Origin of the sequence: Rhodococcus jostii NBRC 16295, assembly GCF_001894825.1 — a bacterium.
GTDB lineage: Bacteria > Actinomycetota > Actinomycetes > Mycobacteriales > Mycobacteriaceae > Rhodococcus_F > Rhodococcus_F jostii.
Genome location: NZ_BCWY01000002.1, coordinates 254,067 through 279,423 on the forward strand (window position 1 = coordinate 254,067; position 25,357 = coordinate 279,423).

General features: G+C 64.8%; 25 protein-coding genes and 2 pseudogenes. 17 read left to right on the plus strand and 10 right to left on the minus strand.

What is annotated here, in order from left to right:
• Positions 1-152: 152 nt before the first annotated feature.
• From RJ1_RS02595 to RJ1_RS02640, 10 genes are all read left to right on the plus strand, one after another.
• Positions 153-1,421 carry an aromatic ring-hydroxylating oxygenase subunit alpha gene (locus RJ1_RS02595; RefSeq protein ID WP_073358324.1) on the plus strand — a complete coding sequence of 423 codons (1,269 nt, stop codon included), beginning with the start codon at positions 153-155 and terminating at the stop codon, positions 1,419-1,421.
• Complete coding sequence (locus tag RJ1_RS02600) at positions 1,415-1,957, plus strand: aromatic-ring-hydroxylating dioxygenase subunit beta (RefSeq protein ID WP_073358325.1); 543 nt, start codon at positions 1,415-1,417, stop codon at positions 1,955-1,957. Before RJ1_RS02595 ends, RJ1_RS02600 begins: the two co-directional genes overlap by 7 nt.
• Entirely contained in the window at positions 1,957-2,271 is a 315-nt protein-coding gene (locus RJ1_RS02605) for a dihydrodiol dehydrogenase (protein WP_338049570.1), read from the plus strand. Before RJ1_RS02600 ends, RJ1_RS02605 begins: the two co-directional genes overlap by 1 nt.
• The gene (locus tag RJ1_RS02610; protein ID WP_073358326.1) at positions 2,259-3,242 is read left to right on the plus strand and encodes an ornithine cyclodeaminase family protein; all 984 of its coding nucleotides are present in this window, start codon (positions 2,259-2,261) and stop codon (positions 3,240-3,242) included. The genes RJ1_RS02605 and RJ1_RS02610 overlap by 13 nt, the downstream gene beginning before the upstream one ends.
• Positions 3,239-4,027, plus strand: a complete 789-nt coding sequence (locus RJ1_RS02615; protein WP_073358327.1) for an SDR family NAD(P)-dependent oxidoreductase — start codon at positions 3,239-3,241, stop codon at positions 4,025-4,027. The genes RJ1_RS02610 and RJ1_RS02615 overlap by 4 nt, the downstream gene beginning before the upstream one ends.
• 113 nt (positions 4,028-4,140) lie before the next feature.
• Positions 4,141-4,338: a ferredoxin gene (locus RJ1_RS02620; RefSeq protein ID WP_073358328.1), complete on the plus strand. Its 198-nt coding sequence runs from the start codon at positions 4,141-4,143 to the stop codon at positions 4,336-4,338.
• Positions 4,331-5,569 carry an NAD(P)/FAD-dependent oxidoreductase gene (locus RJ1_RS02625; protein ID WP_073358329.1) on the plus strand — a complete coding sequence of 413 codons (1,239 nt, stop codon included), beginning with the start codon at positions 4,331-4,333 and terminating at the stop codon, positions 5,567-5,569. Before RJ1_RS02620 ends, RJ1_RS02625 begins: the two co-directional genes overlap by 8 nt.
• Before the next feature lie 202 nt (positions 5,570-5,771).
• Positions 5,772-7,007 (plus strand): MFS transporter, encoded by a 1,236-nt coding sequence (locus RJ1_RS02630; protein ID WP_143048900.1) that lies wholly within the window; start codon positions 5,772-5,774, stop codon positions 7,005-7,007.
• Between the two features lie 77 nt (positions 7,008-7,084).
• Positions 7,085-7,852: a cyclase family protein gene (locus RJ1_RS02635; protein WP_073358331.1), complete on the plus strand. Its 768-nt coding sequence runs from the start codon at positions 7,085-7,087 to the stop codon at positions 7,850-7,852.
• A gap of 3 nt (positions 7,853-7,855) precedes the next feature.
• Positions 7,856-8,251 (plus strand): RidA family protein, encoded by a 396-nt coding sequence (locus tag RJ1_RS02640; RefSeq protein ID WP_083400515.1) that lies wholly within the window; start codon positions 7,856-7,858, stop codon positions 8,249-8,251.
• Positions 8,252-8,293: 42 nt separating this feature from the next.
• On the opposite strand, the gene RJ1_RS02645 is transcribed toward RJ1_RS02640, so the two are convergent.
• The gene (locus RJ1_RS02645) at positions 8,294-9,082 is read right to left on the minus strand and encodes an IclR family transcriptional regulator (protein ID WP_073358332.1); all 789 of its coding nucleotides are present in this window, start codon (positions 9,080-9,082) and stop codon (positions 8,294-8,296) included.
• Positions 9,083-9,210: 128 nt separating this feature from the next.
• On the opposite strand from RJ1_RS02645, the gene RJ1_RS02650 reads away from it, so the two are divergent.
• Positions 9,211-9,855, plus strand: coding sequence for a FadR/GntR family transcriptional regulator (locus RJ1_RS02650; protein ID WP_074872977.1), 645 nt, complete (start codon positions 9,211-9,213; stop codon positions 9,853-9,855).
• 4 nt (positions 9,856-9,859) lie between these two features.
• On the opposite strand, the gene RJ1_RS02655 is transcribed toward RJ1_RS02650, so the two are convergent.
• The gene (locus tag RJ1_RS02655) at positions 9,860-10,774 is read right to left on the minus strand and encodes a LysR family transcriptional regulator (RefSeq protein WP_083400513.1); all 915 of its coding nucleotides are present in this window, start codon (positions 10,772-10,774) and stop codon (positions 9,860-9,862) included.
• 230 nt (positions 10,775-11,004) lie between these two features.
• Between RJ1_RS02655 and RJ1_RS02660 the strand changes: the two genes are divergently transcribed.
• From RJ1_RS02660 to RJ1_RS02670, 3 genes are read left to right on the plus strand one after another with little or no spacing between them, the layout of a single operon-like run.
• Positions 11,005-12,264 (plus strand): YlbE family protein, encoded by a 1,260-nt coding sequence (locus tag RJ1_RS02660; protein WP_073358334.1) that lies wholly within the window; start codon positions 11,005-11,007, stop codon positions 12,262-12,264.
• The gene (locus RJ1_RS02665) at positions 12,261-13,055 is read left to right on the plus strand and encodes a hypothetical protein (RefSeq protein WP_073358335.1); all 795 of its coding nucleotides are present in this window, start codon (positions 12,261-12,263) and stop codon (positions 13,053-13,055) included. Before RJ1_RS02660 ends, RJ1_RS02665 begins: the two co-directional genes overlap by 4 nt.
• Before the next feature lie 28 nt (positions 13,056-13,083).
• Positions 13,084-14,526, plus strand: a complete 1,443-nt coding sequence (locus RJ1_RS02670; protein WP_083400512.1) for an amidase — start codon at positions 13,084-13,086, stop codon at positions 14,524-14,526.
• A gap of 134 nt (positions 14,527-14,660) precedes the next feature.
• Here the strand turns inward: RJ1_RS02670 and RJ1_RS02675 are convergent, their stop codons facing one another.
• From RJ1_RS02675 to RJ1_RS02720, 8 genes and pseudogenes are all read right to left on the minus strand, one after another.
• On the minus strand, positions 14,661-15,353 hold the full coding sequence (locus RJ1_RS02675) for a hypothetical protein (protein WP_073358337.1): 693 nt from the start codon (positions 15,351-15,353) through the stop codon (positions 14,661-14,663).
• 75 nt (positions 15,354-15,428) lie between these two features.
• A complete protein-coding gene (locus RJ1_RS45735) occupies positions 15,429-15,938 on the minus strand; it encodes a hypothetical protein (RefSeq protein ID WP_143048898.1) in 510 nt (169 codons plus the stop codon).
• 27 nt (positions 15,939-15,965) lie between these two features.
• Positions 15,966-17,251 (minus strand): annotated as a pseudogene (locus tag RJ1_RS47240) (IS30 family transposase).
• 148 nt (positions 17,252-17,399) lie between these two features.
• A pseudogene (locus RJ1_RS47245) lies at positions 17,400-17,639 on the minus strand (IS3 family transposase); the annotation flags it as partial.
• Between the two features lie 276 nt (positions 17,640-17,915).
• Entirely contained in the window at positions 17,916-18,014 is a 99-nt protein-coding gene (locus tag RJ1_RS48770) for a hypothetical protein (protein WP_073358340.1), read from the minus strand.
• A 155-nt stretch (positions 18,015-18,169) separates the two neighbouring features.
• On the minus strand, positions 18,170-18,901 hold the full coding sequence (locus RJ1_RS02705; RefSeq protein ID WP_073358341.1) for a sulfite exporter TauE/SafE family protein: 732 nt from the start codon (positions 18,899-18,901) through the stop codon (positions 18,170-18,172).
• Between the two features lie 718 nt (positions 18,902-19,619).
• Complete coding sequence (locus RJ1_RS02710; RefSeq protein ID WP_073358342.1) at positions 19,620-21,041, minus strand: aldehyde dehydrogenase family protein; 1,422 nt, start codon at positions 21,039-21,041, stop codon at positions 19,620-19,622.
• Between the two features lie 530 nt (positions 21,042-21,571).
• Entirely contained in the window at positions 21,572-22,663 is a 1,092-nt protein-coding gene (locus RJ1_RS02720; RefSeq protein WP_073358344.1) for an LLM class flavin-dependent oxidoreductase, read from the minus strand.
• A 502-nt stretch (positions 22,664-23,165) separates the two neighbouring features.
• On the opposite strand from RJ1_RS02720, the gene RJ1_RS02725 reads away from it, so the two are divergent.
• The 3 genes from RJ1_RS02725 (at position 23,166) to RJ1_RS02735 (ending at position 25,347) form a co-directional block, all read left to right on the plus strand.
• Positions 23,166-23,450, plus strand: coding sequence for a hypothetical protein (locus RJ1_RS02725; RefSeq protein ID WP_073358345.1), 285 nt, complete (start codon positions 23,166-23,168; stop codon positions 23,448-23,450).
• A gap of 5 nt (positions 23,451-23,455) precedes the next feature.
• Positions 23,456-24,679: a CaiB/BaiF CoA transferase family protein gene (locus tag RJ1_RS02730; protein ID WP_240319780.1), complete on the plus strand. Its 1,224-nt coding sequence runs from the start codon at positions 23,456-23,458 to the stop codon at positions 24,677-24,679.
• Between the two features lie 137 nt (positions 24,680-24,816).
• Positions 24,817-25,347 (plus strand): flavin reductase family protein, encoded by a 531-nt coding sequence (locus tag RJ1_RS02735; protein WP_073358347.1) that lies wholly within the window; start codon positions 24,817-24,819, stop codon positions 25,345-25,347.
• Positions 25,348-25,357 lie beyond the last annotated feature (10 nt).

Genomic DNA, 25,357 nt, shown 5'->3' on the forward strand with positions numbered 1-25,357 from the left:
TCCACCAGACGGACCCAATATCCATTATGTGGACATTTCGTTGGTGTATCAATCCACTCCTGATAGGGGTCATCCAGATGACACGTGTTACCGCGGACGTCACTCGCGTGAGCCGCCGTTCCTACTGGGGCCGAGACGAATTCGATTCCGAGATGGAACGAATATTCGGCCGGTGCTGGCTGTTCGTCGCCCACGAGAGCGAGATTCCGTCGCCAGGCGATTACGTCACCAGGAAGCTGGGAGGCGAGGACGTCATCGTTGTCCGGGACGAGACCGGCGACGTCCGGATCTTCCTGAATTCGTGCACACACCGAGGCAATCAATTGTGTCGTGCCGACATGGGCAACTCATCGCACTTTCGGTGCAGCTACCACGGCTGGACTTTCTCCAACAAGGGCACGCTGCGTGGAGTGCCCGAGCGAAAGCAGGTCTTCGACGCGGATTTCGACAAGAGCGAGTACAACCTGGTCGGGCCGCCGAACGTCGACGTCTTTCACGGGCTGATCTTCGCCAGCTGGGACCCGGACGCACCCACGTTGCTCGACGAACTCGGCGACATGGCCTGGTATCTCGAAGCCGTGCTCGACAAGGCCGGTGATCTGCAGGTCGTCGGTCCGCCGGCGCGCGCCCTGGTGCGAACCAACTGGAAGCTCGGCGCGGAGAACTTCGCCGGCGACGGCTATCACCTGGGAACGACGCACAAGAGCCCGATCGACCTGGGCACGTATCTGAACACCGAGGCTTTTCCGCAGCTCGACGGCGTCTCGATGGATGCGATGCGTGGGCGATGCATCGTCGCCGGCAACGGGCATACGCTCCGGGTCCAACACTACGGACTGGAGTCCGAAGCCCCGGTGTTTCTCGGCTATCCGGAGGACCGCTGGTCCGACATTGCGGCCGGACTCGACCCGAGGCAGGCAGATCTCATGTCGAGAATGTCTGTGCTGCACGGCAATGTATTTCCCAACCTGTCCTTCATCGACGCCGCAGCGCTCACCTCCGGTGACGACACCCCGGCGGTGTCGTACGTGCAGTTCCGCCAGTGGCAGCCGGTCGACGAGATGCACTGCGAACTGGTCATGTTCGCGTTGGTCCCGGGGTGGTACGACGAGCAGCAGCGCGAGCACTCGCAGCGCGCGAACCTCCGAATGGTCGGTCTCGCCGGGATCTTCGACACCGACGACTTCCAGAACTGGACATCCGTCGCAGACATGAGCCGCGGTCGGGTCTCGCAGTCCACCGATTTCGTCTACGCAGGCGGTGTCGGTATCGAACCGGCCGACGGTGTCGACTGGCCCGGCGCCGTCTACGACGCCGATCACTCGGAGGTCAACCAGCGGGAAATGTTCCGCAGGTGGTCCGAACTGCTCGACGACGACAGAACCTGCGCCCGCACGGCCGGGAAGGCGGACCGATGCTGACCGGCGAACGTATCGACGTCGCGGATACGGACGATGCCACCTTTACCAGCGTGAGAAGATTCTACGGCCGGGAGACGGCATTGCTCGACGCACACGACTACGCGCGGTGGATTCCGCTGCTCGAGCCCGAGTTCGTCTACCGGATTCCCGTCACCGTGACCCGCGACGACCCGTCACAGTCACCTTTCGTGGCCGGCGCATATCTGCTCGACGAGTCCCGCGACTCCCTGGCCAACCTATGGGCGAGGCGCCTCGAACCGGATCACATCGACTTCTCCTGGGGGGAGGTGCCGCTCCAGCGGGCGCGGAGATTCGTCTCGGTCTTGTCCGTCACCGACGCTGGGCGAACCGGCGAGGTTGCGGTCACGTCGAATGTGCTCGTCACCGTTGTCCACCAATCGGATCCAGTGGTCATGACGGCGGCCGGGCGGCATGACATCCTGCGTCGCCGAGGCGACGGCTGGGGCCTGGTGGAACGGACGGTCCATCTCGACGAGAGCGTGGTCAGATTGCCGCACCTGCGAATGGTGATCTGATGACCGTTCCCTGCACGCGAACCCAGGGCGACTCGCCCGCACCGAACGCCGGTGACGGTACCGTCGCCGCCGAGTTCACCGTCGTCAACGAGTTCACCGCTGTGCGGGTGCGGAAGATCCTGACCCGCAACGGGCAACGGCTCGAGATCACTTCGCTCCGGCTGGATCACCGGATCCGTCTCGACGCCCTGGCACTCGAGGGACTGAGCTGGCAGAACGAGGACACCATCTCCGCGTACCTCGACCAGCCGTTCGGCCCCGAGGATGCCCCCACGCCCCCAATCGGAAGAGAGAACAACCAATGCTGCTACTGACCGACGAGCACGTGCGAGGCCTCACGCAGATGCCCGGCCTCGTCAGCGCCATCCGCGAGGGGTACCGCACACAGGCCCGCGGCGGTGCACAACTGCCCGACCGCATCAATCTGGAGTCGACACCGGGATTCTTCCGGCTGATGCCCGGCGTGGCGGACGGCGCGGGCTTGATGGGGTTCAAGGTCTTCAACCAGGTCGCCGAGGGCGGGGTCCAGTACCTGATCGGCCTGTTCGACGAGCGGACCGGTGAGTTACTCGCTCAGCTGGACGGGGCATACCTCACCGCTGCCAGGACCGGAGCGACCACCGGTGTGGCGGCCGGGTTCCTGGCTCCGCAGACCGGCGTCGAGATCGGGGTGATCGGCTCCGGCCTGGAGGCGGAGACGAACCTCGAGGGAGTGTTCGCGGCCCTCGACGTCAAGCGGGTGCGGGTCTTCAGCCCGAACCCGCAGCGGCGGAACGCATTTGTCGAGCGGATGGCCGCACGCCTCGACGTGGACGTCGTCCCGGTGTCCGAGCCGGCCGAGGCGGCCGCCGCGCCGGTCGTCGTGGTCGCCACCAACACCGGTGTCGGAACCGGACGCATCGCCCTCGAAGGCAAGTGGCTCGCGCCCGGGACCACCGTCCTGTCGATCGGATCCACCATGCCTTCGTTGCGGGAGATCGACACCGACGTCGTCGACCGCGCCGCATTCGTGGTCAGCGACGCGCCCGAACAGGCCCGCATCGAGTCCGGGGATCTGATCGCCGCCGACGAGAAGGGGCTCCTCGAAGGCAAATTCGTGACCCTCGCCGACCTCGCTGTGGGCAAGGCGCCCGCCCTCGACGCAGGCGCGATCACCGTGTTCAAGTCGGTCGGCACCGCGCTGCAGGACCTGATCGCGGCCAAGGTGGTCTACGACCGGGCCGTGCAGAACGGAATCGGGACGTCGGTGGATCTACTCCGCACCAAGAAGCCCGCGGGAGCATGAGCGCCATGGCGAACTGGGCCGAACGCGTAGCCGTGGTGACTGGTGGCGGCAGCGGAATCGGGCGCGCTGTCGCCACCCGACTGGCCGACGACGGATATGCGGTCGCGGTGATCGACGCCAACGACGTGGGCGCCACACGCACGGCCGAGATAGTCTCCGGGACGGGCGGTCGCAGCATCGCCTACGCCGCGGACATCACCGACGAGGAGCGAGTCCGTTCGGTGATCGGAGAGATCACCTGTGACCTGGGAGAGATCGACGTCCTGGTCAATGCCGCCGGAATCTTCGACCAGAACCTGGACTTCGGCGAGCTCACATCCGCCACCTGGGAACGGGTCCTGCGTGTCAACGTCCTGGGTACGGCAAATCTGATCCGCGCGGTCGGAACGCTCATGGCGGAACGTGGCCGCGGGGCGATCGTCAACGTCGCCTCGTCGGCCGGGCTGGTGCCCCGCGGAGGCGGGTCCGCCTACATCGCCTCGAAATACGCGGTCGTGGGTCTGACCCTGAAAGTTGCTGCGGAGTATGCCGGTCGAGGCGTGCGTGTGAATGCCGTCGCCCCCGGGTGGATTCCCACCGACCTGTTCACCACCAGCGCGGCCGCACTCCGGCGAGCCGGGGGATCCGTCCCCGACGATCCCTCACCCGTCGGGGGAAACATCCCGATGGATCGGCCGGGAGATGTACACGAGGTAGCGGCCGGAGTGGCGTTCCTCGCCTCCGCCGAGGCCGGTTACATCACCGGTGTCGTACTGCCTATCGACGGCGGATACCTCGTCGGCTGAGCGCCCCCTGTGCCGTGCTGCACGGCACCACTCGAGAAGGAACGAACAATGTTGTCACGAAACCAATCCCGCCCGCCGGTAGTTGCGGCCGACCGGAACAGCGAGGTGTAATCATGCGTGTCACCGCCGATGCCGGCAAGTGCCGTGGTTACGGTAGCTGCATGCTCGAAGCCCCTGAGGTCTTCGATCTGGACGAAGACGAGAACAAGGTGATCCTGCTGCAGGAGAACCCGCCCGAGTCCTTGCACACGAAGACCGGCAGGGCGATTCGATCCTGCCCCGCCAAAGCGTTGGGAACCCGTGATGAGTAGGTTCCAGCGCATCGTTGTCGTCGGCGGCTCCCTCGCCGGCATGAATGTGATCCAGGAACTGCGGCGCCTGGGATACGCAGGCGGTCTCACCCTCGTCGGCGAAGAGGACGTGCAATCGCCCTACGACCGCACGGAACTGTCGAAGAAGTTGCTCACCGGCACAATCGATCCGGATGATCTGTATCTACTGACCACGGAGGAGATCGACGAACTCGATCTCGATCTTCGCCTCGGACGCCGGGCGACGTCACTGTCGCTCGACCCGTCGCGACACACTCTGACCCTCGACGACGCCACGATTCTCGAATTCGACGCGCTCGTCGTGGCCACGGGTTCGCGGGCGAGGCGACCCGCATTCATGGGAGGCCTCGCGGGTGTCCACGTTCTTCGGACGCTGCCGGATGCTCTCGCACTCAGAGCCGAATTGGACAGTGCCCGAAACATCGTCGTCGTCGGTGCCGGGTTCATCGGTGCGGAGGTGGCAGCGAGTGTGCGCAGTCGCGGGCAGTCGGTGACCCTGGTCGACCCGCAACCGACCCCCTTGGGAACCGTCCTCGGACCCATCGTCGGATCCCACTTCGCGGACCTGCACACACGTCATGGCACCGACCTCGAACTCGGGGTGGGTGTCCAGGAACTGGTGGGGGACGGGCGCGTCAGCGGAGTCAGGCTGACCGACGGACGACTTCTCCCTGCCGACCTGGTCGTGGTCGGCGTGGGCGGTGCGCCGGTGACCGAATGGCTCGACGGTTCCGGCGTCGAGGTGGACAACGGCGTCCTCTGTGACGACGGCGGGCACACCAACGTGCCGGGGATCTACGCGGTCGGTGACGCTGCCCGCTGGTACTCGGACTACTACGGGACGCAGGTACGCAGCGAGCACTGGAACAATGCCACCCTCCAGGCGACTGTCGTGGCGGAGAACATCGTTGCCGCCGCGAAGAAGTCGACGTTGTGCGCCGTCCCCAGCTTCTGGTCGGACCAATACCGCAAGCGAACTCAGATGGTCGGCTGCCCGCGGCCCACGGACGAGGTGTGTTTCGTCAGCGGCGGACCGGGCGAGGAACGATTCGTCGCACTCTACGGTCGTGACGACCGGGTCACCGGCGTCATCTCGTTCAACTCGCCGCGTGGGTTGATCAAGTACCAGCATCTCGTCGCCGAAGGTGCGTCGTGGTCCGCGTCCACAGCGTTGCCGGACAACATCATTCCGACTGATACCCGATATTGACGATGGTCGGGTCCTTCCATCTGCCCAATCCTGTTGGGAAAGGATAGATTCGGACTACCCGGCAGAGACCTGAGTCACATCGTGGCTCACGAGTTCGTAGCGATCTACGAACTGCCATCGCCTCGGGTGATCTGAGGTATCTGCTCTCCCCCTGCACAGCCGCCGTGCCCGGCGGCGTGTGTACCGATGGAAGGAACCCCCATTGTCGACAATTGACGGTAGCGATGTCTACCAGGCCCGATGGCGAATGCTCGCCCTGCTTGTCCTCGGCTACGTCAGCCTGACGTTGAACTGGTTCAACATCGCGTCGGCCTTCACACCCATCAGTGAGGACCTCGGCGTGAGCTTCGAGCAGCTCGCCCTGCTGATCGCGCTGTTCGTCCTCGGCTACGGGGTCGCCCACGTCCCGGGCGGCATCATCGCGGCCCGGCTCGGGATGAAACGCACGCTGGTCCTCGGAATGGTGCTGCAGGGGGCCGGTGCGGCGCTGTCGGGTGTCGCGGTCGGTTTTCTCGATCTCGCCCTGTACCGGGTGATCGCCGGTGTCGGCGCGTCCATCTTCATCGCCGTCGCTGTCGCCGCGGTCAGTGTGTGGTTCCGCGGCCACGAGATCAACCTCGCCCTGGGCATCGCGTGCGGTGCGGCGTTCAGTACCGGTGTCGCCCTGGGTCTCTACGCGTGCATCTACCTGACCGACCTCGCGGGATGGCGCGGCATGCTTGCGATCTGCGGCATCGTCAATATCGTTCTGGCGGCGGCGGTTGCCCTGTGGTTCCACACCCCGCGCGGCGTCGATGGACTCCACGGCGGCCGGATCAGCCGCGCCGGCCTGGTTCGGGCGCTGGTCGACAAGCAGCTGTGGATCTACGGCATCGCGATGCTCGGCGTGTACGGCGCCTACTTCACAGCATCGCAGCTGTTCAGCGAGTACGCGGTCGCGCAACGCGGCTTCACCCCCGGCCAGGGCGGTCTGCTCGCCGCGATCCTGGCCCTGGCGGGAATCCCCGGAAGTCTGGTCGGCGGCAAGGTCGCGGACCTGGTCCGCAACTACCGAACCGTCATCGTCGTTCCCCTCCTTCTGATGGGGGCACTGATCGCCGCGATCCCCGTCGCCCCCGATGCCCTGCTGTGGTTCATCTCCTTCGCGATCGGGTTCCTCTTCGTCTTCAGCTACCCGGCCTGGCTGGGAGTGCCCGCGGACCTGTCGAAGATCGATCCCGAACAGGTCGGCACTGCGGTCGGCGTGATGCTCACCCTCGCCGCGGTCGGCGGGTTCGTCGTCCCCGTGGTGTTCGGGAACATCGTCCCCGCTCACGGTTTCGCGGCCGGCTGGATTGCGGTCGGAGCGATCTCGGTGCTCACTGCCCTCGTGGGCCTGCTGGGCATGAAGCGCGCCGCCGAGCCGGTCGAGGAAGACCGGAAACTCACAGTCAGCTGACTGTGCACCTACCACCTCCACTGTCGCACTGTGAGATCCAGAGTGCGACCAATCGAAAGAAATGAGGAAGTAAGCAGATGAGCAGAATCATCGACATCTCCATGGTCACCGACGGTGACCCCACCCTGGAGGGCAAGGGAGTGGTGTTCGAGCCCCACGTCCTCGGGGCGCAGTACAACGAAGAGCACTACGACATCGATCCGAATCATTGGCCCACCCCTGGTGCCGCGTTCGCGGTCGAACATATCGACATGAACTCGCACACCGGCACACACATGGACGCACCGTGGCACTTCGGCCCGGTGATGGCGGACGGGTCGAAGCCGAAGACCATCGAGGAGTGGCCCCTCGAACGGTGCATGGGTGACGGGGTCGTCATCGACATCAGTGATGCCGAAGATGGCTCGGAGGTGTCCCTCGCGGAAATTCAGCAGAAGCTGAAGGACATGGACTACACGATCAAGCCGGGCGACATCGTCCTCACGATGACCGGAAACGACAAGTACTGGGGAAAGCCGGAGTACACCACCCGTGGCGGCGGACCCAGCCGTGAGGCGCTCAAATGGATCCTCGAGCAGGGCGTCACGGTCGTGGGAACGGATGCGTGGAGTTACGACCGTCCGTACGCCGCATGGGCCGCCGATTACCACAGGCACGGCAAGGACCCGAAGTACCTGTGGCCCTGCCATCTCCTCGGCCTCGAGATCGAGTACGCGCACATCGAGAAGCTCGCCAATCTCGACCAGCTGCCCCCACACGGGTTCAAGGTCATCGCGCTGCCCATCAAGATCGCCGGCGGCACGGCGGGATTCGTTCGCGCTGTCGCCATCGTCGACGAGGACTGACCGATGACCACAGTGAGCGACGACATGAAGTACGTGACCGTGCCGGGGCTACAAGCAGATGCTGCATGGCATTGGGCGGCGGAAGCCGGGAATCTCGTATTCACCTCGGGTGCGGTTCCCCACGACGAGTCGGGTGACATCGGCGAGGATCTTTCTGCCGCGGCTCAGGCGGACAGGGCGTTTGCGAACCTCGAGCGTGCCCTGCGCGCGGCGGGAAGCTCGATGGACCGCATCGTCAAGATCACCGGCTACCTCACCGACCCGGAGACTCTGCCGGAGATCCGCACCGTCCGCGACAAATGGATTCCGAACCGTCCGCCGTCGACGTTCGTCTACGTCGCCGGCCTGGTGGATCCGCGGATGCTGATCGAGTTCGAAGCGATCGCGGTCAAGAGCTAGACGATGCCGGTAGGTCTTTCCCCTCGGCGACACGGAGAAGACCTACCGGTTTCGCCAGCCCATCAGCTGGGACAAGGACTGGGCGAGCCCGAGAACCTCGTGGAGAACCAGGTCCCGCGGCGGCATCTGTTCGCGGTAATTGGCAATCGACACCGACGCCGTCACCTCGCCCGCCGCATTCCGGATCGGGGCCGCAATTCCACACGTGGCGGTGGTGACATCCCGGTCGCTGGAGGCATAGCCATCGGCCACGATCTGGTTCAGCTTGGCCCGCAACGCGTCGGGGTCCGTGATCGTGTACTCGGTGAACGAACGAAGCGGTCCCTTTACGTAGGAGTCGATGAACTCGTCGGGGCAGTATGCGAGCAGAACCAGTCCGCGGGCCCCCGTGTGGAGAGGATAGGCACGGTACGTATTCGCGTAGGACAGGGTGGGAACGGGAACACGAGGTTCGACGCTGGCAATGGCCACCGACGAATGCCCGTCACGCTCGGCGATCTGAACGAAGCCGCTGATCCGGTCGGCCGCCGTCCGCATCAGCGGTTCGCTCGTCGTGAACAGGGGATGATCGCCGAGGTAGGCGGACCCGATGGCGAACATCCGACGGCCGACGTAGTGCAGACCGGTTGTGTCGTCACGACGGACGAAGCCATTGTCACGCAAATACGTCAGCGTGCGGTGCGCGGTTGCCCATTTCGCCCCGGTGGCTTCGGCGAGTTCTTTCGCGCGCATCGGTTGTTCCGCGAGTAATTCGAGCATCTGCATTCCACGATGCATGCTCTGCATCGTGGAGTTCTCGGACTTTTTCTCGGGCTCGTGCGCGCTGCTCACACCCGAAATATACCATGCCCGGGTTTCGGAATCGGCCCCGGTTCACTAGGGCGGGGATTAATCGACCACGTGAATATCCGCTCCGGGTGGGGCGCTGTGTTCGAGAAAAGAGAAAAGAATTGAAAACGGTGGACCGTAAGGGGTTGGTCGCTCAGCTGATCGATCGGTTCGAGGACGAGATCGTCTCGGGACGGTGGGCGGTAGGAAGCCGGATCCCACCCGAGCCGGCATTGGCCGAGATGGTGGGTACCGGCCGAAACACCGTGCGGGAGGCCGTGCAAGTTCTGGCGCATTCGGGGATCCTCGAGCGACGGCAGGGTTCGGGCACCTACGTGTTGTCGCCCCGACGATGCATGCCGGCAACGGCGCCGGGATTCGGCGCGGCACCACCCGGGGACGTCCGGGAATTGAAACGGCTTCTCGTCTATTCGGCGTGCGTGGCGAACGCGATGCGCGGAGTTACCGAGAATATCGAAACACTCCGTCGAATATATACGGAGTGGGCGGCGTCCATCGAAGTTATTCATCCGGTAGCGGACGCCGGTGACATACTATCTCGAGCAATTGTTGTGAGTACCCGCAATCAGGCGACGCTGAGCGTGTTCGACGAATTACCGTACATTTCCGACCGCGAACTGTGGATCTCGCCGACAGGGGAAATCGAGCGCGCATTTCAGGGAATGCTGACAGCGCTGTTCTCCGGTGACCGCATCGCGGTGGCGGGGGAAGGTGCATCGCTGATGTGCCCTGCCGACCACTCGCCGGATCGATGACGACTCACAGTTGCTCCGCCAGTCGGCGAACTTCGCGGCGAAGCCATCGGTGCCCGGGATCGTCGGAATGGCGTGGATGCCAGTACATCATCTCGGTGATCGGAGCCAGCGGGACCGGCGGCTCGAGCAGTCGAATACCTGCGCTGTCGCGGAGCGCTCGTGCCAGACGCTCGTACAGCACCGCGACCATCTGCGTTCCTTCCAGTAGGAACGGTGCGGCGAGGTAACTGGTCGTCGACGCTTCGATACGTAAGGGCAGCGAGATGGCGTCGAGCTGGGTCTCTGCGAAGGACGGCGGGATGCCGCCGGTGGCGGACAGGTGGGGAAGCGCGCTGAACTGCTCTCTCGACATCACGTCACCCACAACGGGATGGTCCGTCGCCACCACACAGATGTGCCGGTCGGTGAAGAGGGGAGTGCCGGCGTAGGCGGTTCCCCCGTGACCGACGATCTCTCGCGGGATGATCACCAGATCGGCCTGCGCCTCACGCAGTGGATCGAAGTAATTCGCCTGCGGGGGAGCGATATTGATCCGTACGTTCGGCGCTTGGTCGGCGGCCGTTCTGATGAACGAACGAAGTAGCACGAGCGTGACGTAGTCGCTTGCATGAATCGTGAAGGTGCGGGTATCAGTGGCCGCGTCGAACGGGGCACGAACGGCCACCAGTGTCTCGATCGATCCGAGTATGTCGTGGACCAGGTAGGTGAGGGACTCTGCGAGTGGCGTCAACGTCATCGATGACCCGTCACGGACGAGTAGGGGGTCGTCGAACAATTTTCGTAGCCGGGACAGAGTGCCACTCATCGCCGGTTGTCCGACGGAGAGTTGCTTCGCGGCGCGCGACACGCTTCGCTCCGACAGGAGGGCGTCCAGGCCGACGAGAAGGTTCAAGTCGATTCGGTTCAGTTTCGTTCGCAACTCTCGTCACCTCTCCCGCCGTCGCCGGCAGTCGATCATCATTCGAAATGATACCTGCCATCGGAAAGATGTGGCCAGCCTGATCTCGCTGAATGGGCTGTGTCTCGGTATCTTTGGGGCAATCAGGTGAGTCGATGCGCACGCCGGCTCACCACGATCTGTAGACGCCGTCCGTGGGCCGGTCATCCAACCGGCCGGACGCGTCGTTCGCGACTTTCATTGGAGTTGTCATGACTGTAAGGGATGGTTGGGCGGTGCTCGACACCGCGACGGCGAACGCCGTCGGCGTGAGACGGGCGGGGGACGTCATCGATGCGGTGGGTCGGCGCTCGTATCTGCACGCCGGGCCGCAGGTAGAGCCCGGCGAGGTCGTCGGTCCGATGAGGGGCGCGATTCTCGGGGCGTTGGTGCTCGAGGGGGAGGCTCCCGATCTCGACGCTGCAGCCGAACTTTTCGACGCCGGGGAGGTCGATCTGCGGCCGTGTCATTCGGCGTCCGCCGTGGGGGCGATGGCCGGTGTCGTCTCTCCGAGCACCCCGGTGGTGGTTGTCGAAGCGGAGAACGGTCACAAGGCATTCGCACCGCTCAACGAAGGACTCGGCCGGGCACTTCGATTCGGTGCCAACGACGCCGGGGTCATCGAGCGCCTTCGGTGGATGAGTGTCGTTCTGGCGCCGGTACTCGACGACGCTCTGAGGTCGATGGGCGGTATCGACATCACTGCGCTGCAGGCGGAGGGGCTTCGGCGGGGCGATGAATGCCACAATCGGAACGTCGCGTCGACGGCAGCGCTCACGATCAGGCTTGCACCCAGAGTGATCGAACATGCCCCGGACTCGAAGACCGCGGCGGCGATCATCGAGTTCCTCGGCGGCAATCCACACTCCTTCCTGTCGTTCTCCATGGCGGGCGCGAAACTGGTCGCCGATGCCGCCCACCGCTGTGGAACAAGGGGATTGGTGACCGCGATCGCAGGGAACGGGCGGCGGATGGGGATTCGCGTGAGCGGTCTCGACTCGTGGATCACGGCGCCCGCGCCGGTGGGAGATCCGAAGTTGTTCGATGGATTCACCTTCGATGATGCCTGTCCGATGATGGGTGATTCCCTCGTGACCGAGGTGATCGGTCTCGGTGCCTTCGCATTGTCCGCCGCGCCGGCAATCAGCTCCTATATCGGAGGCAATCCCAGCGCGCTGAAGGACTATGTGGCGGAGATGCGGCAGATCACCCGGGGCGGCAGTAGTCGGTTCCTCATCCCGGACGAGGAGTTTCGGGGCACGCCGATGGGAATTGACGTCGAAGCTGTCGCGCGAACAGGAATCGCTCCGGTCGTGAACAACGGATTTGCGCACCGGTCCGCAGGAATCGGGCAGGTCGGTGCGGGAATCACGAGACTTCCCATCGAACCCTTCGTCGCCGCGCACAACGCCCTACTGGATCTGGGTGCGGGCGACTGGATGGCTTCAGCGGGAAGGCGGTGGGGTGAATGATCTGGGCGCGGCCTGCGAACGCCCTGCGCCACGTCGAGAAGCTCGAGGCACGAGTCACTCGCATCGTTGCCGGCTTCGCGGCAAGCGACGTCTTCTGGTCGTCCGGTTGTGACCCGGGGTGGTTCCTCACCAATACATCGGGATCTCTGATCGTTCCGCACATGCTGTGGGAAGTGGACAGTGGAGACGTCATTGCGGTCGACGAAGTGGACGTCGGATACGGAGGAGCGGCGCCGAGCCGGGCGTTGACACTGCTCGGCGAGTTGGGCCTGAGTGATCCGGTGGCCCGAGGGATCGCCTATTCGCGAAGGTCGGTTACCCAGCTGGGATGCGACGGCAGTACGGTGCTGCACTCCATCGCGCATGCGGATTGGCCGGGGTTTCAGCTCCACACTCCTACGAGGATCGGCGCATCCTGGGTCCTGCGTGTCACTTCGGACAATCTCCGGAACAGCCTTCTGCAGGCGGGAGCACCACCGCGACCCGGCGCGGGAAAGATCGGCCAGATGATTGCACGCGAACTCGACCGGGTCGATCTGCCCGACTGGGCGCACGGTCGTCGGACGGCGAGGCTGTTCGACGACTGCGGCGCCGCACAGGACGCCGGCTTCGTCGACCGCCGTCCTCAGCGCTCACCGGTTCCGGATCGCCCACGGACCTATCGATTGATTGTGGAACAAGGACTGTTGCAACTGTGGTTCGAACTTCCGGAACCGGGAGAAGCCGGGGTGCTGTCCCGGGAAGCGCGAGATCTGATCGCGAACCTGGACATCTCGGATGGCCCGCGTTGATGCCCCAGACTGTGAAGAAAGGTCCTTGATGTCGGAGCCGTTGTACTACCGCAGTGCGACCGAGCTGTCCCGGCTCATGCGTGCAGGTGAGCTGTCCGCCCGTGAAACCGTGTCAGCGCATCTTGCGCGGATCGAGGAGGTCAACCCTGCCGTCAACGCCGTCGTGACGTACATTCCCGACCTCGCGATGACACAGGCGGCAGCTGCCGACGAACGCTTCGCGGCCGGGGGGTGGGACGGCCCTCTGCACGGCATTCCAGTGGCGCACAAGGACAACCACCTCACCAGGGGAGTGCGGACAACCTTCGGGTCGCGCATCCGTGCACAGTATGTTCCCGACCGTGACGATCTCGTCGTGGAACGCATGAAAGCGGCCGGAGTCGTGACGCTGGGTAAGACCAATGTTCCGGAGTTCGTCGCCGGTGGGCATACCTTCAACGAACTCTTCGGTGCGACAAGGAATCCGTACGATCTCGAGGTTACCGCGGGTGGTTCGTCCGGCGGCGCCGCAGCGGCACTCGCCGCGGGGATGCATCCGATCGCGGACGGCAACGACATGGGCGGATCACTTCGTCTGCCCGCCGGATATTGCAACGTGGTCGGGCTGCGTCCCAGCGCGGGGCGTGTACCCACGTACCCGGCGGCGGACGGGTGGTGCGGGCTGTCCGTTCCAGGGCCGATGGCGCGCTGCGTCGACGACGTCGCGTTGTTGTTGTCCGTCCTCGCGGGCCCCGACCGCCGGTCACCCATCAGCCTGGAGGAGGACGGATCCCGGTTCGCCACCGTCGCCGAAGACGGTCTGCACGGTCGAAGAATTGCGTTCTCCGTGGATCTGGGCGGTAGCGTCCCGGTGGAACCGGAGGTACGTCGAGTGGTCGAACAGGCCGCGCGCACGTGCCAGGAGGCCGGAGCGGTCGTCGAGGAGGCATGTCCGAGCTTCGACGGGGCCGGAGAGTGCTTCCGAATCCTTCGGGCGTGGCAGTTCGAAGCGGCGTTCGGTGAACTCTTCGATGCGAACAAGGATCTGGTCCGGCCCAGCCTGTACGAGAACATGATCGCTGGCCGGCAGTTGGCCGGGCGCGACGTCGGCCGGGCGGCACTGCTCAGAACCGGACTCTTCCATCGAATGCGCGAGTTCCTCGACACGTACGACGGACTGCTTCTCCCGGTGGCACCGCTACCCGCATTCGACGTCACCCTGCAGTACCCCGAGTCCGTGTGCGGCGTACCGCAGCCGGACTACCTCGGATGGATGGAGACGGCCTGCCACGTCACGGTGACCGGCCATCCCGTCATCGCGCTGCCGGCGGGCTTCAGCGAATCCGGGACCCCACTCGGAGTCCAGCTCGTCGGGCGGCACCGCGCCGAGGACCAATTGCTCGGCATGGCCAAGGATTTCGAACACAGAACTCAGCACGCTTCGATCAGACCCACGCTGGCCATTCCCCCGGGTCGGCCACCGGGCGACTGAAGGCACCGTGCGGTAGCGAGTCACCTCGAATGATCAAGGTATTCGGTTGGAATTCACTATATTTCGGAATCGGTGGACCCCTGCGTCGGCGGCCCAACCCTCCCCCCGAGAATTAGAACCCGCCGCGAGAACCCTCAGACCGGGTGCGCCACCGTGTCGAGGAATTCGGGTGCAATGGTCGGCCACTGCGCCCGCCAGCGGCCGCCGCGTTGGGCGTCGCGAAGGGATGCAGCCACCGATCGTACGGGCGGACTCGCGTCCAGCAGGAGTCGGGGAAGATGCAGCCTCGAGCAGGTCGCCGCGGCCGGAGCGAGCACCTGTTCTGCCTCGGGCATCCTTCCGGCTGCGGCGAGGCACGCCGTCAACAGCACGTTCGCCTGCACCAGTGCCCGCGGCCGACCCTGTGCGGTGGTGGCCTGCACCAGTGCCCGAGCCCGGGAACCGGTAACCTCCGCCTGGGCGTTGGTGTGGTCGGCGAGAAACAGCCGGATCGCGGAGGCCTCTTTCGTCCGTGCCGTGATCGTCGCGATTCCGTTCGCCTGGGCGGTTCGTGGGGCTGTCGCCGGCGGGGGCTGGCCCTGTTCCCGAACGTCGAACCCCTCGGGGAGATCGGAAGTGAGAGCCTGCCGGACTCGTTCGTCGTCGACTCGGGCCGCGAGTCGTGGAAGTGACATGGTCTGTGCGATGTCGCCCCCTTGGGTCAACAGGGCGGTCGCCGACGCCGTGTCGCCGGTGAGGTGCTTGACACGAGAACCGATGACATAGATGGCGATCATGACGTCGACGAGCGCGATTTCCGATCCCAACTCGCGGCTCTCGTCGAGCAAGCGCTCCGCCTCGTCCAGGCGGTGCTTGACTGTGGCATGTCAAGGCCTGAGCCTTTCCGGTACGCTATCCGATCCTCAATGCCCACACCATCGAGCTTTCTGCTCATAGCGCACGCCACCGAGCAGGGCGCTGGCCATCCGTCCCGCATGCGATCGGGTGCCCATCGATTCCCTCGCGACCTGCAACGCGTGCTGATAGCTCTCCTCGGCGCCGGCGAGTTGCTCGGTGGCAGCCAGGCCTGCATAGGAGGATCCGTAGACCGCACTGAACGGGCCGTTGGAACGGTGATGGTATGGAGCCGCCCACCGCTGCAGCGCTCGCGCCTCGTCGAACTCGAATCGGTGGATCTTCACAAAGGAAGACAGATTCGCCGCCACCGAGACCAGCCATGGGCTGTGGTCATCCGGCTGGTCAGGCGTGGGGTGACCAACTCCTCCACCCCGTCGGTGTGGTCGGCGAGGACGCCGCGGAGCACGTCCGCCTCCGGCCAGCATCTTCTCCGCCTCGGGTGGTGGTGTGCGGGCGAGGAAGGTGTCGATACGGTTCAGCGCCGCCTGCGCCGCGGCGGACTGGTGCAGTGACACGTTCGCCCACGCCACCGCGGAGCGGATTCAACCGGTCGTCGCAACACCGTGCCGTGAGGACGAGTGTACCTGTTCGGCAAAGACTTCCGCTGAGGTTTCCAACCGTGGACTTCTCGGGGCCGGTTGTTGAGCGCATCGGCGACCGCCTGAAGTTCACGGAAGTTGTGTCGGGACAGATCAGTTCCCTTCGGAAAATACTGCCGCAGCGGACCATTCGTGTCTTCATTCGTTCCGAGCTGTCATGGACTGTACGGATCGCAGAAGTAGACACGAATACCGGTAGAGGCGGTCAGCTCGGCATGGCGCGCGAGTTCCTTTCCGCGATCCCATGTCACGGTTTTGCGTAGGTGTTCGGGCAGCGGTGTCAGTGTTGTGGCGAGCGCATCGCGGACGGACTCCGAACCATATCCGGACAGTGCCGGCCCGTTCTTCACCATCGCCGATGTTCCATCGCCTTTCAGGCGCGGCAGGTGTAGTAGGGTAGTAGATCTGCTGGTGCGCTCGACCAGCGTGCCGATCGCGGACTGAGTCAGACCGATGATGAGGTCGCCATCCCAATGCCCCGGCGTCTTCCGGCTCTCGACCTAGTCGGGACGGGCGCTGATGGTCACCTCGTCGGTGATGAATCCGGTGCGCTGTTCCACGCTCGGGCACGAGGCCTTTGTAGCGCCCGGCCGGTGCGCAAGCACGCGACGAGCTCCCGCTCCAAGCCGCCGCGACCCTCGATGTAGAGCGATTGGTAGATCGCCTCATGCAAAACGCGCATCGACATGTCATCCGGATAGTCGATCGGCAGGCGATTCGAGATCTGCTCCGGACTCCACGCGGTCGCCCACCGACGATCACCGCGCCGAGGCTTGTTTCGGCCCGTCCAGCCTGTATCCGGTCCTGCCACCACGGTTCCATCTTCGGCACGAATCACTCCGGACAGATTGTGCTGCACATATTCTCGTAACCGATCGTGTTCGGCGAGCTTCGCCGGCATCGGCGCCTCGCGGCGAGGTCGGCCTTCCACTGGGCGGTCGACGCCCGGTACTCGAGCCGCCCATTGCGGGTGGCGGCGTTGCGCCGCAACTCCCGCGAGATCGTCGACGGGGATCGTCCGATCTGGTCAGCGATGCCGCGCATACTCATACCCTTGGCTCCCAACAGCGCGATATCCTCGCGTTCGGTGAACGACAGGTACCTCCCCGAGACCGGGGTCAACTCGATCGGTGGCATCCACCAGCGTGGCGGAACCACCGGGTCGCCACCGGCCCCGACACGCCGCATGCGGTCCCTCCGGGAGAACACATCGAGCACGAACTCCGCATAGACGAACCCGGAGAACGTTCGGCAGTACGCGATGTCGGCGACCCACAACCTGTTCAGTCGATCGGCGCGGAAGCGACGGCCCACCAGGTCGCCGGGATGGTGCTGCGGCGGTGCCCGCCGGGTGGTGCGAGGCCCCGGACGACGGGAGATCCCGCGCAGACCGGCGGCGCGCAACAACCGTTCGACGGTGCACCAAGCGACCGGTACGCCTTCCCGCTGCAAGGTCGCGTGCACCTTCCGGGCGCCGTAGACCCCGTAGTTGTCGCGATGAGTGCGGACGATCCGTTTCGTGAGCTCGGCGTGACGGATGGTCCGGCGCGACGGCGTCCTCGTCGCTCGTGCCCGCAACTCGTCCGGGTACTTCTTCGGTGCAACCATGACTTTCATCCTTCCGTGTGATGAAAGCCTCCACCAGGGTCGGGGCACAACATCGTGCTCCTCCGCCCGCACGCGCACGTGAAGAAGTCTGCCGCGAAAACGCGTGTCCCACGAGGAAGTCGGCCGGTCAACATGTCCGAGAGCGCGGCGATGTCGATCCGTACCCGTCTGACCTCGCGGGCCTCACGAAGTGCCGCCTGTGCGGTCTTCATCACCCTCAACCCACTCGCCTGGCCGGAGCGAGCGCGAGCCCCCGGCCGACCCTGGAGCAGCTCCGTCTTCAACTCACTCTCGAGCTTTGCGAATGGATTGAGAATGTGATGGCTGAGCGACGCGGAGCGCCACCGCTGCCCTGTTGATGCCTACGTTGTCCACCACCGCCAGAAAGTACTCCGTCTACCGCACATCAATGCTGGCGAGGCAGCCCGACTCGATCAGTCCCGGTGGATATCCGAATCGGTCGGCGGCTTGCGCGAACTGGTACCCCTCATGCGTCGAGTGGAGGATAAAATGCTAACCGCTCCCTCTCTGCCGGATTCCTATCCGGCGGCGAGAGTCACCGCGCCGGCGGCGATCACTAACACGATGACGGCAGTCCGAAACACCTCTGCTGGCAGCCGGCGGGCGATCGACAGTCCGACGAGGTTGCCGACCACCGCGGCCACCACGAAGATTGGTAGACGCGGCCAGATCATCGACTCTGTGATCTCGTCGCGTATCCACAGTATCCCGACCGCCGTGATGTTGGCAGCGATGAAATAGCCTGCGAGATCAGCGATGAAAGACAGTGGTGGCACCCGCGCACGCATCAGGAGCAGAACCGGAGGCGGACCGTTGAGGGATGTCGTGGTTGCGAGGTAGCCGCCGACGACGCCGGTGAGTGCCTGCGCTGCAGCGGGTGGATTTCGGGGCGTTGTCGTCCGGACCGGGAGAGTCATGGCGATTCCGCACAGCATCACCAGCGCCCCCGCCGCCGGTTTCAAGTACTGCTCCGGCAGCATGTTCAGCGTCACCGCACCGAGCCAAGCGCCGGGCAGGCTGCCACCGCCCAGTAGCGCCACTCGGCGCCAGTTGATCTGGTTCCGAAGTTGGTACGCCATGTTGAGGCGGGTGACCAGGCCGGCGACCAGGTTGACGAACACGACTTCGGGAACATCGAATCCGACCATCAACATGGCGGGCGTCGCCATGAGTGCGGCTCCGAAACCGGTGGCGCCACCGATGACCGAGGCAAAGCCGATACATACGGCACCCATGACGAGCATCGTCATCGAGAGTCCTTTCGTTCGGATCGGTTGGTGAAATGAACTGCCGCGGTTGGTGATCCCGTCCTCGCCCTGGTGGTACGTAGCGACTCCTCCGTCGCGAAGTTCGCGACATCAGAACGGGCACCGGTGCGGTGATCATCGTCGGATGCTGTGTTCGCAGATCCTCACGTTCGCGCCCTGGTCGTTCGGCGACACGCGGTCGTTAGACCTCCATCGCCACATCGGAATTCACGATCAGTCTCGCGACTTGCAGACCCTCGTCCGACTTCCGCATTGAGCGGCCCACGGGGAACGACATCGTGGAACAGTTTCAATAGCTGCTCAGGGAAGGTGCGGGCCGGGGCGACAGGAAGGTCGCAGCGCTCGCGGCGTCCCCCTCACTGCCGGGCCGCCCAGCGGCACCGGACGAGGAACTGGCTAATCAGTTTCGGGTTCGCGACTGCGTGGGAGATCATCTTGCTAAGTGTGCGCACGATTAATTACCTGTATGCGGCCTACTCGGTATCGAATGTGGCGGCAATCACCTACCGCGCCGCAACCATTCTCCTTGGATTCGCTTAGCGCCACTCTTCTCGAGAATGTCGCTCGACCGCCGAGCCCGAAGCCTCCCCTGGCATAGTTGGGACTGTTTGGACGCTCATGCAGTGTTGCTTGGGGTGGCGAGCGGCCATGGGAGGACCGGATCGCGCCACTGGCAGCAGCGCGATCCATCGTGAAGTGATTAGAGCTGGATCGACTTGATCTCTTGGAACTCGAGGAGCCCTTCGCGACCGAACTCACGGCCCACCCCGGAGTGTTTGTAGCCACCGAACGGTGCTCTGGGGTTGTGTGGGGCACCGTTGACGTCAACCTGACCGGTCCGCATCCGACGCGCGAAGTCTTCGGCGCGTGCAGGGTCTGCGGACCACACACAGCCGTGCAGGCCGTAGTTGGTACCGTTCGCGATCTCGAGTGCCTGCTCCTCGTCGACGTACGGAAGGATCGAGAGTACCGGGCCGAAGATCTCTTCCTGGGCGATCGTAGAGTCCGGGTCCACGTTGGCGAAAATGGTTGGTGCGACAAAGAAGCCCTTGTCGATGCCGTCTGGAACGGTGACACCTCCGGTGGCCAAGTGGGCTCCTTCAGCGATGCCCTTGTCGATGTACGCGCGGACCCTGTCGCGTTGGGCGGCGGACACCAACGGGCCGAGCTTGGTTCCCGGATCGGCCGGGTCGCCGACGGTCATCGCCTCGGCGACATTGACCGCGAGTTCGACGGCCTCGTCGTGTCGATTCGCAGGCACCAGCAGCCGAGTCCATGCGATACACGTCTGGCCGCTGTTGAGGAAGGCATTGGACACACCGACCTTGACGGCGGTCTTCAGGTCCGCGTCGGCGAGCACGACATTCGCGGATTTGCCGCCGAGTTCGAGCGTGACCTTCTTGATGGACGCGGCGGCAAGCGCAGCCACGCGAGCGCCGGCGGCTACCGAACCGGTGAACGAGACCGCGTCCACGTCATGATGTGTCACGAGTGCTTCGCCGGCCTCTGATCCATACCCGTGAACGATATTGACCACTCCCGCCGGCAGCCCCGCCTCGATAAGCGCTTCCCCGAGGTGCTCGATCACCATCGGCGCCACCTCGCTGGGCTTGAGCACGACGGTGCAGCCCGCGGCAAGCGCCGGCGCCAGCTTCGCTGTGATCTGGTGAAGCGGATAGTTCCACGGGGTGATTGCGGCGACCACCCCGATCGGTTCGGCCACGACGACTGAGTTTCCGACCCTACTGTCGCCGATGCCTGCCTCGAGGAGTTCGATGTAGGTCTCGATGTCAGTGACCGGGAGGGCGGCCTGAATGCGCGTGGCGATGCGAAGAGGCGTGCCGACGTCGGCGGTGATGGCGCTCGCGATCTCTTCCGCGCGGGCAGCCAACCCGTCACGGAGTTTCCGCAGGTATGTGGCGCGCTCGGGGTACGTCGTCTGAGACCAAGTTCGGAAGGCTGCCTTCGCCGACTGCACTGCACGGTCCACGTCCTCGGCGGTATTCGCCGGCACCGTTCCGATCAGCTCTTCGGTCGTCGGATTGTAGATCTCGATGGTCTGGTCTGTTGTATCCGGCGCAACCCAGCCGCCGTCGACGAACCATTGGATTTTTTTGCTCACTTGTATTCCTCGCTCAATGCAGGGTGGGGTCGATCGCACGCCAACGGGCGGACAAAGGGCGCGGTCGCTCTCGCTGTGTGGTGAAGTCTCAGGACAGAGCAGCGTCACTATGGTCCGGTTGCCGAGACTGTCTGGGAATCGAGCCGCATATCTTCGGTTACCGTGTCGACCGGGAATGCCTCGTTCAGTCCGGGAGGTGCCCAACGCGATTTCCAGTCACGGGGCATGCCCGCGCCCCAGAGCAACTTCTGCCGTCCGGGTGCTCAAATTGGACCGAGTAGGTGGGTGGAGTTCGACCCAGTCACGTTGTATCTGTGGGGTCGAGCGAGTCGCCATTCGGCTCGGGTCGATGAGCAACCACACGAGATCGGCGTGCATGGTTCCCATCGGGAGAATGATCACCTTGATCTTGGCGGTGTCGCTCACGTCGGTCAAAACTTCTAGATCGGGGATGGGTGCTTATGAGATGTCGCGCCTCGTGCGCTCACCCCTGTCCGTTTCCTCCGGTTCGATCCCGTTGCCTGGCCGAGTCAGCCCGCCGCGACCACCGAAGCACGCTGGCGCATGAGTGGCATGACATCCCGGCCGAACCGGGTGGCTTCCTCGTCGTGCGGGTAGCCGGAGAGGCAGAACGACGTGCAGCCGACGTCGACGAATTTCGACAAGGTGTCGGCGACCTGCTGGGGGTCGCCCACGACTGCGACGCCGGCACCGGGCCGCACGGTGGTGATCCCGCTCCAGAGGTGGTCGCCGAGACGGTAATTCTCGGCTTGCACGAGTTCCTGCATGCGGTCTTGTGCCTTCGACTCCGTCCAGTCGTCGGTGCGGGCGTTCTGCTTGTCGGCGTTGGCGATCAGCGCCTCGGCGGCATTCCACGCCTCGGCCTCGGTGTCGCGGACGATGACCTGCAGGCGCATGCCGAAACGGATCTGATCCTCGCGGCCGTACAGCGCGGCGCGCTCTTTGGCCTCGGCGATCTTCTGCGCGATCGACTCGGGTCGGTCACCCCAGAAGAGGTACACGTCTGCGTGTTTCGCGCACACGTCGACGGCGGCGTCGGACATGCCACCGAGGTAGAACTCGGGGTACGGCTTCTGCAACGGGCGGGGCCGGACGACGGCGCCCTCCACCGTGAAGTGCTCACCGCGGTGGGTGACGGGACTGCGCTCGGTCCACACCCGCTTCATGATCTCGACGGTCTCGTCCATCAGCCGGTAACGCGCGTCGTGATCGTGGAAGAGTCCGTCACCGGCCATTTCGGTGGGGGAACCGCCGGCGATTAGGTTGATCGCGACGCGCCCGCCGGAGAGCTGGTCGAAGGTACTGATCATTTTGGCGGTGACCGTCGGCGCGATCACGCCGGGGCGGGCGGCCACGAGAAGCGTGAGGCGCTCGGTACGAGCCGCGACCATCGCACAGGAGATCCACGCCTCGTAGCACGCGGTCTGCACGGGCACCAGGGCGTATTCGAAACCGGCCGCCTCGGCGGCCTTGGCGACCCTCTCGAAGAGTTCCAGGCTGGGGGCAGTTGACTTGTCCGGATCCCCGAACGCAGTGGTGTCCCCGTTGGTCGGGAGGAACCATCCGAAGTGAAGGTCCGGGTGGTGAGTCGGTGTCGACATACGAGCTCCTTGTTGGTCGGGGGTGGGGCGAGTGCCCCTCGGCCTGTCCATTCAGTGGACAACTGTTTGTAGCATGGACGAACCATAAAGCGTTGAACCGTACGTCCGCAACCCCCGGGCGTCATGCGACGAATGTTGCACTGCAACGGCGCTAGGGCTTGACAACCCCCCGTGATGTGACGAGAGTCGATGTCCAGTAGGTAGACATACGTCCACATGATGGACATTGCGAGAGGTGCAGCCGCATGAACGACGTCGATCCCGATGGCTCCGCCAGGCAGCGGTGCGCGCGTTGGACCTGCTGTTCTCATCGCGCAGACCGAGAAGCCCATCGGCATGGCAGAGGCAGCACAAGCGCTGAACCTGCCCCCGGGTCCACCGGTGTACCGCCTGGCCCAGACCCTGGTCGACTACGGCGTGGTCGTCCGTCTGCCGGAAGGCCTGTTCCCGGCCCGACACCCCAGGGCATTCGCTGCCCGAGAACTCATTCCGGAGGATAGTTATGGTCACCATCGAAACACGTCCGGGCGATACCGGACACCAGCTGGTCTTAGCGATCTCCGCGTTCGCCATCACCAGCGGCGCAGTCATCCTGGCGCCGTACGTTATCGGGTTCATCGTCGAGCATGCACCGAGCGCGGCGCTGGGCTATTCGCCCGGCTTCATGTTCGTCGGCATCACGGTGTGTGTGCTCGGCGTCATCGGCAGCCTGATGCGCAACCCGGAGAAGGCCAAGGCGCGGGCCGAGCAGCTGACCGCCGAGCGCGCGGCACGAGAGGCACGGTGAACACAATGTGCGGACCTCTGACCGGCATCCGGGTGCTCGATCTCGGCCAGTACATCGCCGGCCCCAGCGCGGGCCAGACCCTGGCGGACCTCGGCGCGGACGTGCTCAAGGTGGAGAGCCTGAGCGGCGACCAGGCCCGTGCCATCGGCACGTTCGGCGAAGCGATGGTGCACGCCTACAACCGGGACAAACGCAGCATCGCCCTCGATCTCCGCCACCACGAAGCCCGGGTGATCCTGCACAAGCTGCTGGCGGAATCGGATGTGCTGGTACAGAACTTTCGCCACGGCTCGGCCGAACGCCTGGGCATCGGCCCAGACGAGCTGAGTAGGCGCTACCCCCGGCTGGTGTACGCCAGCGTGACCGGGTTCGGGACCAACGGGCCGTCGAGTGCCCGTCCGGGACTTGACATCGCCGCTCAGGCGGAGTTCGGGCTCATGCACGCCAACGGTGAAGCGGACGGGGAACCGCAACGGCTGGGTCTGCCCGTCGCCGACGTCACCGCGGCCAACGCGCTCGCCACCGGAATCCTTGCGGCGCTGTACCAACGGACGTCGACCGGGCGCGGGGCGCACGTCCAGACCTCGCTCATGGAGGCGACGTTGTCGATGCAGGCTTTCAACTGGGGCGAGTACGCGCTTACCGGCCGGGCTCCACGGCGCAAGGGCAACGGCCAGGCCCTCGCCGCGCCCGCCGCCGACATCGTCACCGTGGCCGACGGGAAGATCGTGCTGTCGGCCTACACCACCGAGAAATGGTCTGCGCTGTGCACTCTCATCGACCGTCCGGAGATGATCGACGACCCGCGGTTCGTCGACAATCCTGCTCGGGTGGCGCACCGCCCGGAGCTGTTGGCTGCTCTGTCCGAGGCGTTCGGTGCGATGACCAGGGCCCAGGCGATCGAGCGACTGCTCTCCGCCCAGATCGTCTGCGGCGCAGTTCGATCGTTCGACGATATCGCGGAGGACAAGGACGTCGTGGCGTCCGAGATCCTCGTCGACGTCGCCGCAACCGACGGCGACGGCTCGTACACCAGTCCGGGCCTGGCCTTCACCCTCGACGGCCGTCGCCGCACCACCTCCGTCGCGGCGCCCCTCGTGGGCCAGCACACCGTCGCCGTCCTCTCTGAACTCGGCTACACCGACAACGAAGTCGCCGACCTCCTCGACAGCCGCGCCGCAGGCGCGTCCGCAGTCCATCGACGTTCCCCGAAAAGGATCCCTTCATGATCGACCCTCTCGGCGGCTCCGGACTCGACGAGTTCACCGAAGAGAAGTCGGTCTGAATCGCACCGAGGGACTGACCCGCACCCGAGGGTGCGGGCTGGTCGACTTCCCCGCCCACACCCAGCACGCCAGGAGCAGAAATGATCACCCAACCCGCCCCCACTGTCGACGACGCCACCATGCGCGGCGTTCACCGCACCTTCGTCACCGGCGTCACCGTCGTGACAACCACAGATCAGGACACACCGAAAGGCCTGGCGGTCAACGCCTTCACGAGCATCTCGCTGGAACCACCGCTGGTCATGGTATGTGTCCAGCAGTCCTCCGCCACTCACGACCCGCTGTTGCACTCCACCCATTTGGGCATCAACATCCTCGCCGCGGATCAACGTTCGACGGCAGCAGTGTTCGCGAGCAAGGGTGCCGACAAGTTCGCGACCATTGCCTGGGAACGGGCCGAGCACGGGTCACCCGTTCTCACCGGCGCTTGCGCGTGGATGGAAGCGGAAGTCTGTGAGCGACTGGACTTTGGCACCCACACCGCGTTCATCGCCCAGGTGGTGGGCGCCGTTTACTCGGATCGACCCGCGCTCGTCTACCGTGCGGGCGAGTTCTTCGACGGCTCCGACCTCTCTTGTGCGCCACTCCCCTCGGTCAGGAGCGAACAATGACCACGCTTCA

Bases quoted from the DNA above. Each gene is read 5' to 3' on its own strand.
- RJ1_RS02600 (WP_073358325.1), top strand. From the start codon at position 1,415: ATGCTGACCGGCGAACGTATCGACGTCGCGGATACGGACGATGCCACC.
- RJ1_RS02665 (WP_073358335.1), top strand. From the start codon at position 12,261: ATGATCTGGGCGCGGCCTGCGAACGCCCTGCGCCACGTCGAGAAGCTC.
- RJ1_RS02735 (WP_073358347.1), top strand. From the start codon at position 24,817: ATGATCACCCAACCCGCCCCCACTGTCGACGACGCCACCATGCGCGGC.
- RJ1_RS02620 (WP_073358328.1), top strand. From the start codon at position 4,141: ATGCGTGTCACCGCCGATGCCGGCAAGTGCCGTGGTTACGGTAGCTGC.
- RJ1_RS02725 (WP_073358345.1), top strand. From the start codon at position 23,166: ATGGTCACCATCGAAACACGTCCGGGCGATACCGGACACCAGCTGGTC.
- RJ1_RS02705 (WP_073358341.1), bottom strand. From the start codon at position 18,901: ATGACGATGCTCGTCATGGGTGCCGTATGTATCGGCTTTGCCTCGGTC.
- RJ1_RS02615 (WP_073358327.1), top strand. From the start codon at position 3,239: ATGAGCGCCATGGCGAACTGGGCCGAACGCGTAGCCGTGGTGACTGGT.
- RJ1_RS02640 (WP_083400515.1), top strand. From the start codon at position 7,856: ATGACCACAGTGAGCGACGACATGAAGTACGTGACCGTGCCGGGGCTA.
- RJ1_RS02670 (WP_083400512.1), top strand. From the start codon at position 13,084: ATGTCGGAGCCGTTGTACTACCGCAGTGCGACCGAGCTGTCCCGGCTC.
- RJ1_RS02660 (WP_073358334.1), top strand. From the start codon at position 11,005: ATGACTGTAAGGGATGGTTGGGCGGTGCTCGACACCGCGACGGCGAAC.
- RJ1_RS02635 (WP_073358331.1), top strand. From the start codon at position 7,085: ATGAGCAGAATCATCGACATCTCCATGGTCACCGACGGTGACCCCACC.
- RJ1_RS02730 (WP_240319780.1), top strand. From the start codon at position 23,456: ATGTGCGGACCTCTGACCGGCATCCGGGTGCTCGATCTCGGCCAGTAC.
- RJ1_RS02605 (WP_338049570.1), top strand. From the start codon at position 1,957: ATGACCGTTCCCTGCACGCGAACCCAGGGCGACTCGCCCGCACCGAAC.
- RJ1_RS02720 (WP_073358344.1), bottom strand. From the start codon at position 22,663: ATGTCGACACCGACTCACCACCCGGACCTTCACTTCGGATGGTTCCTC.
- RJ1_RS02625 (WP_073358329.1), top strand. From the start codon at position 4,331: ATGAGTAGGTTCCAGCGCATCGTTGTCGTCGGCGGCTCCCTCGCCGGC.
- RJ1_RS02610 (WP_073358326.1), top strand. From the start codon at position 2,259: ATGCTGCTACTGACCGACGAGCACGTGCGAGGCCTCACGCAGATGCCC.
- RJ1_RS02595 (WP_073358324.1), top strand. From the start codon at position 153: ATGGAACGAATATTCGGCCGGTGCTGGCTGTTCGTCGCCCACGAGAGC.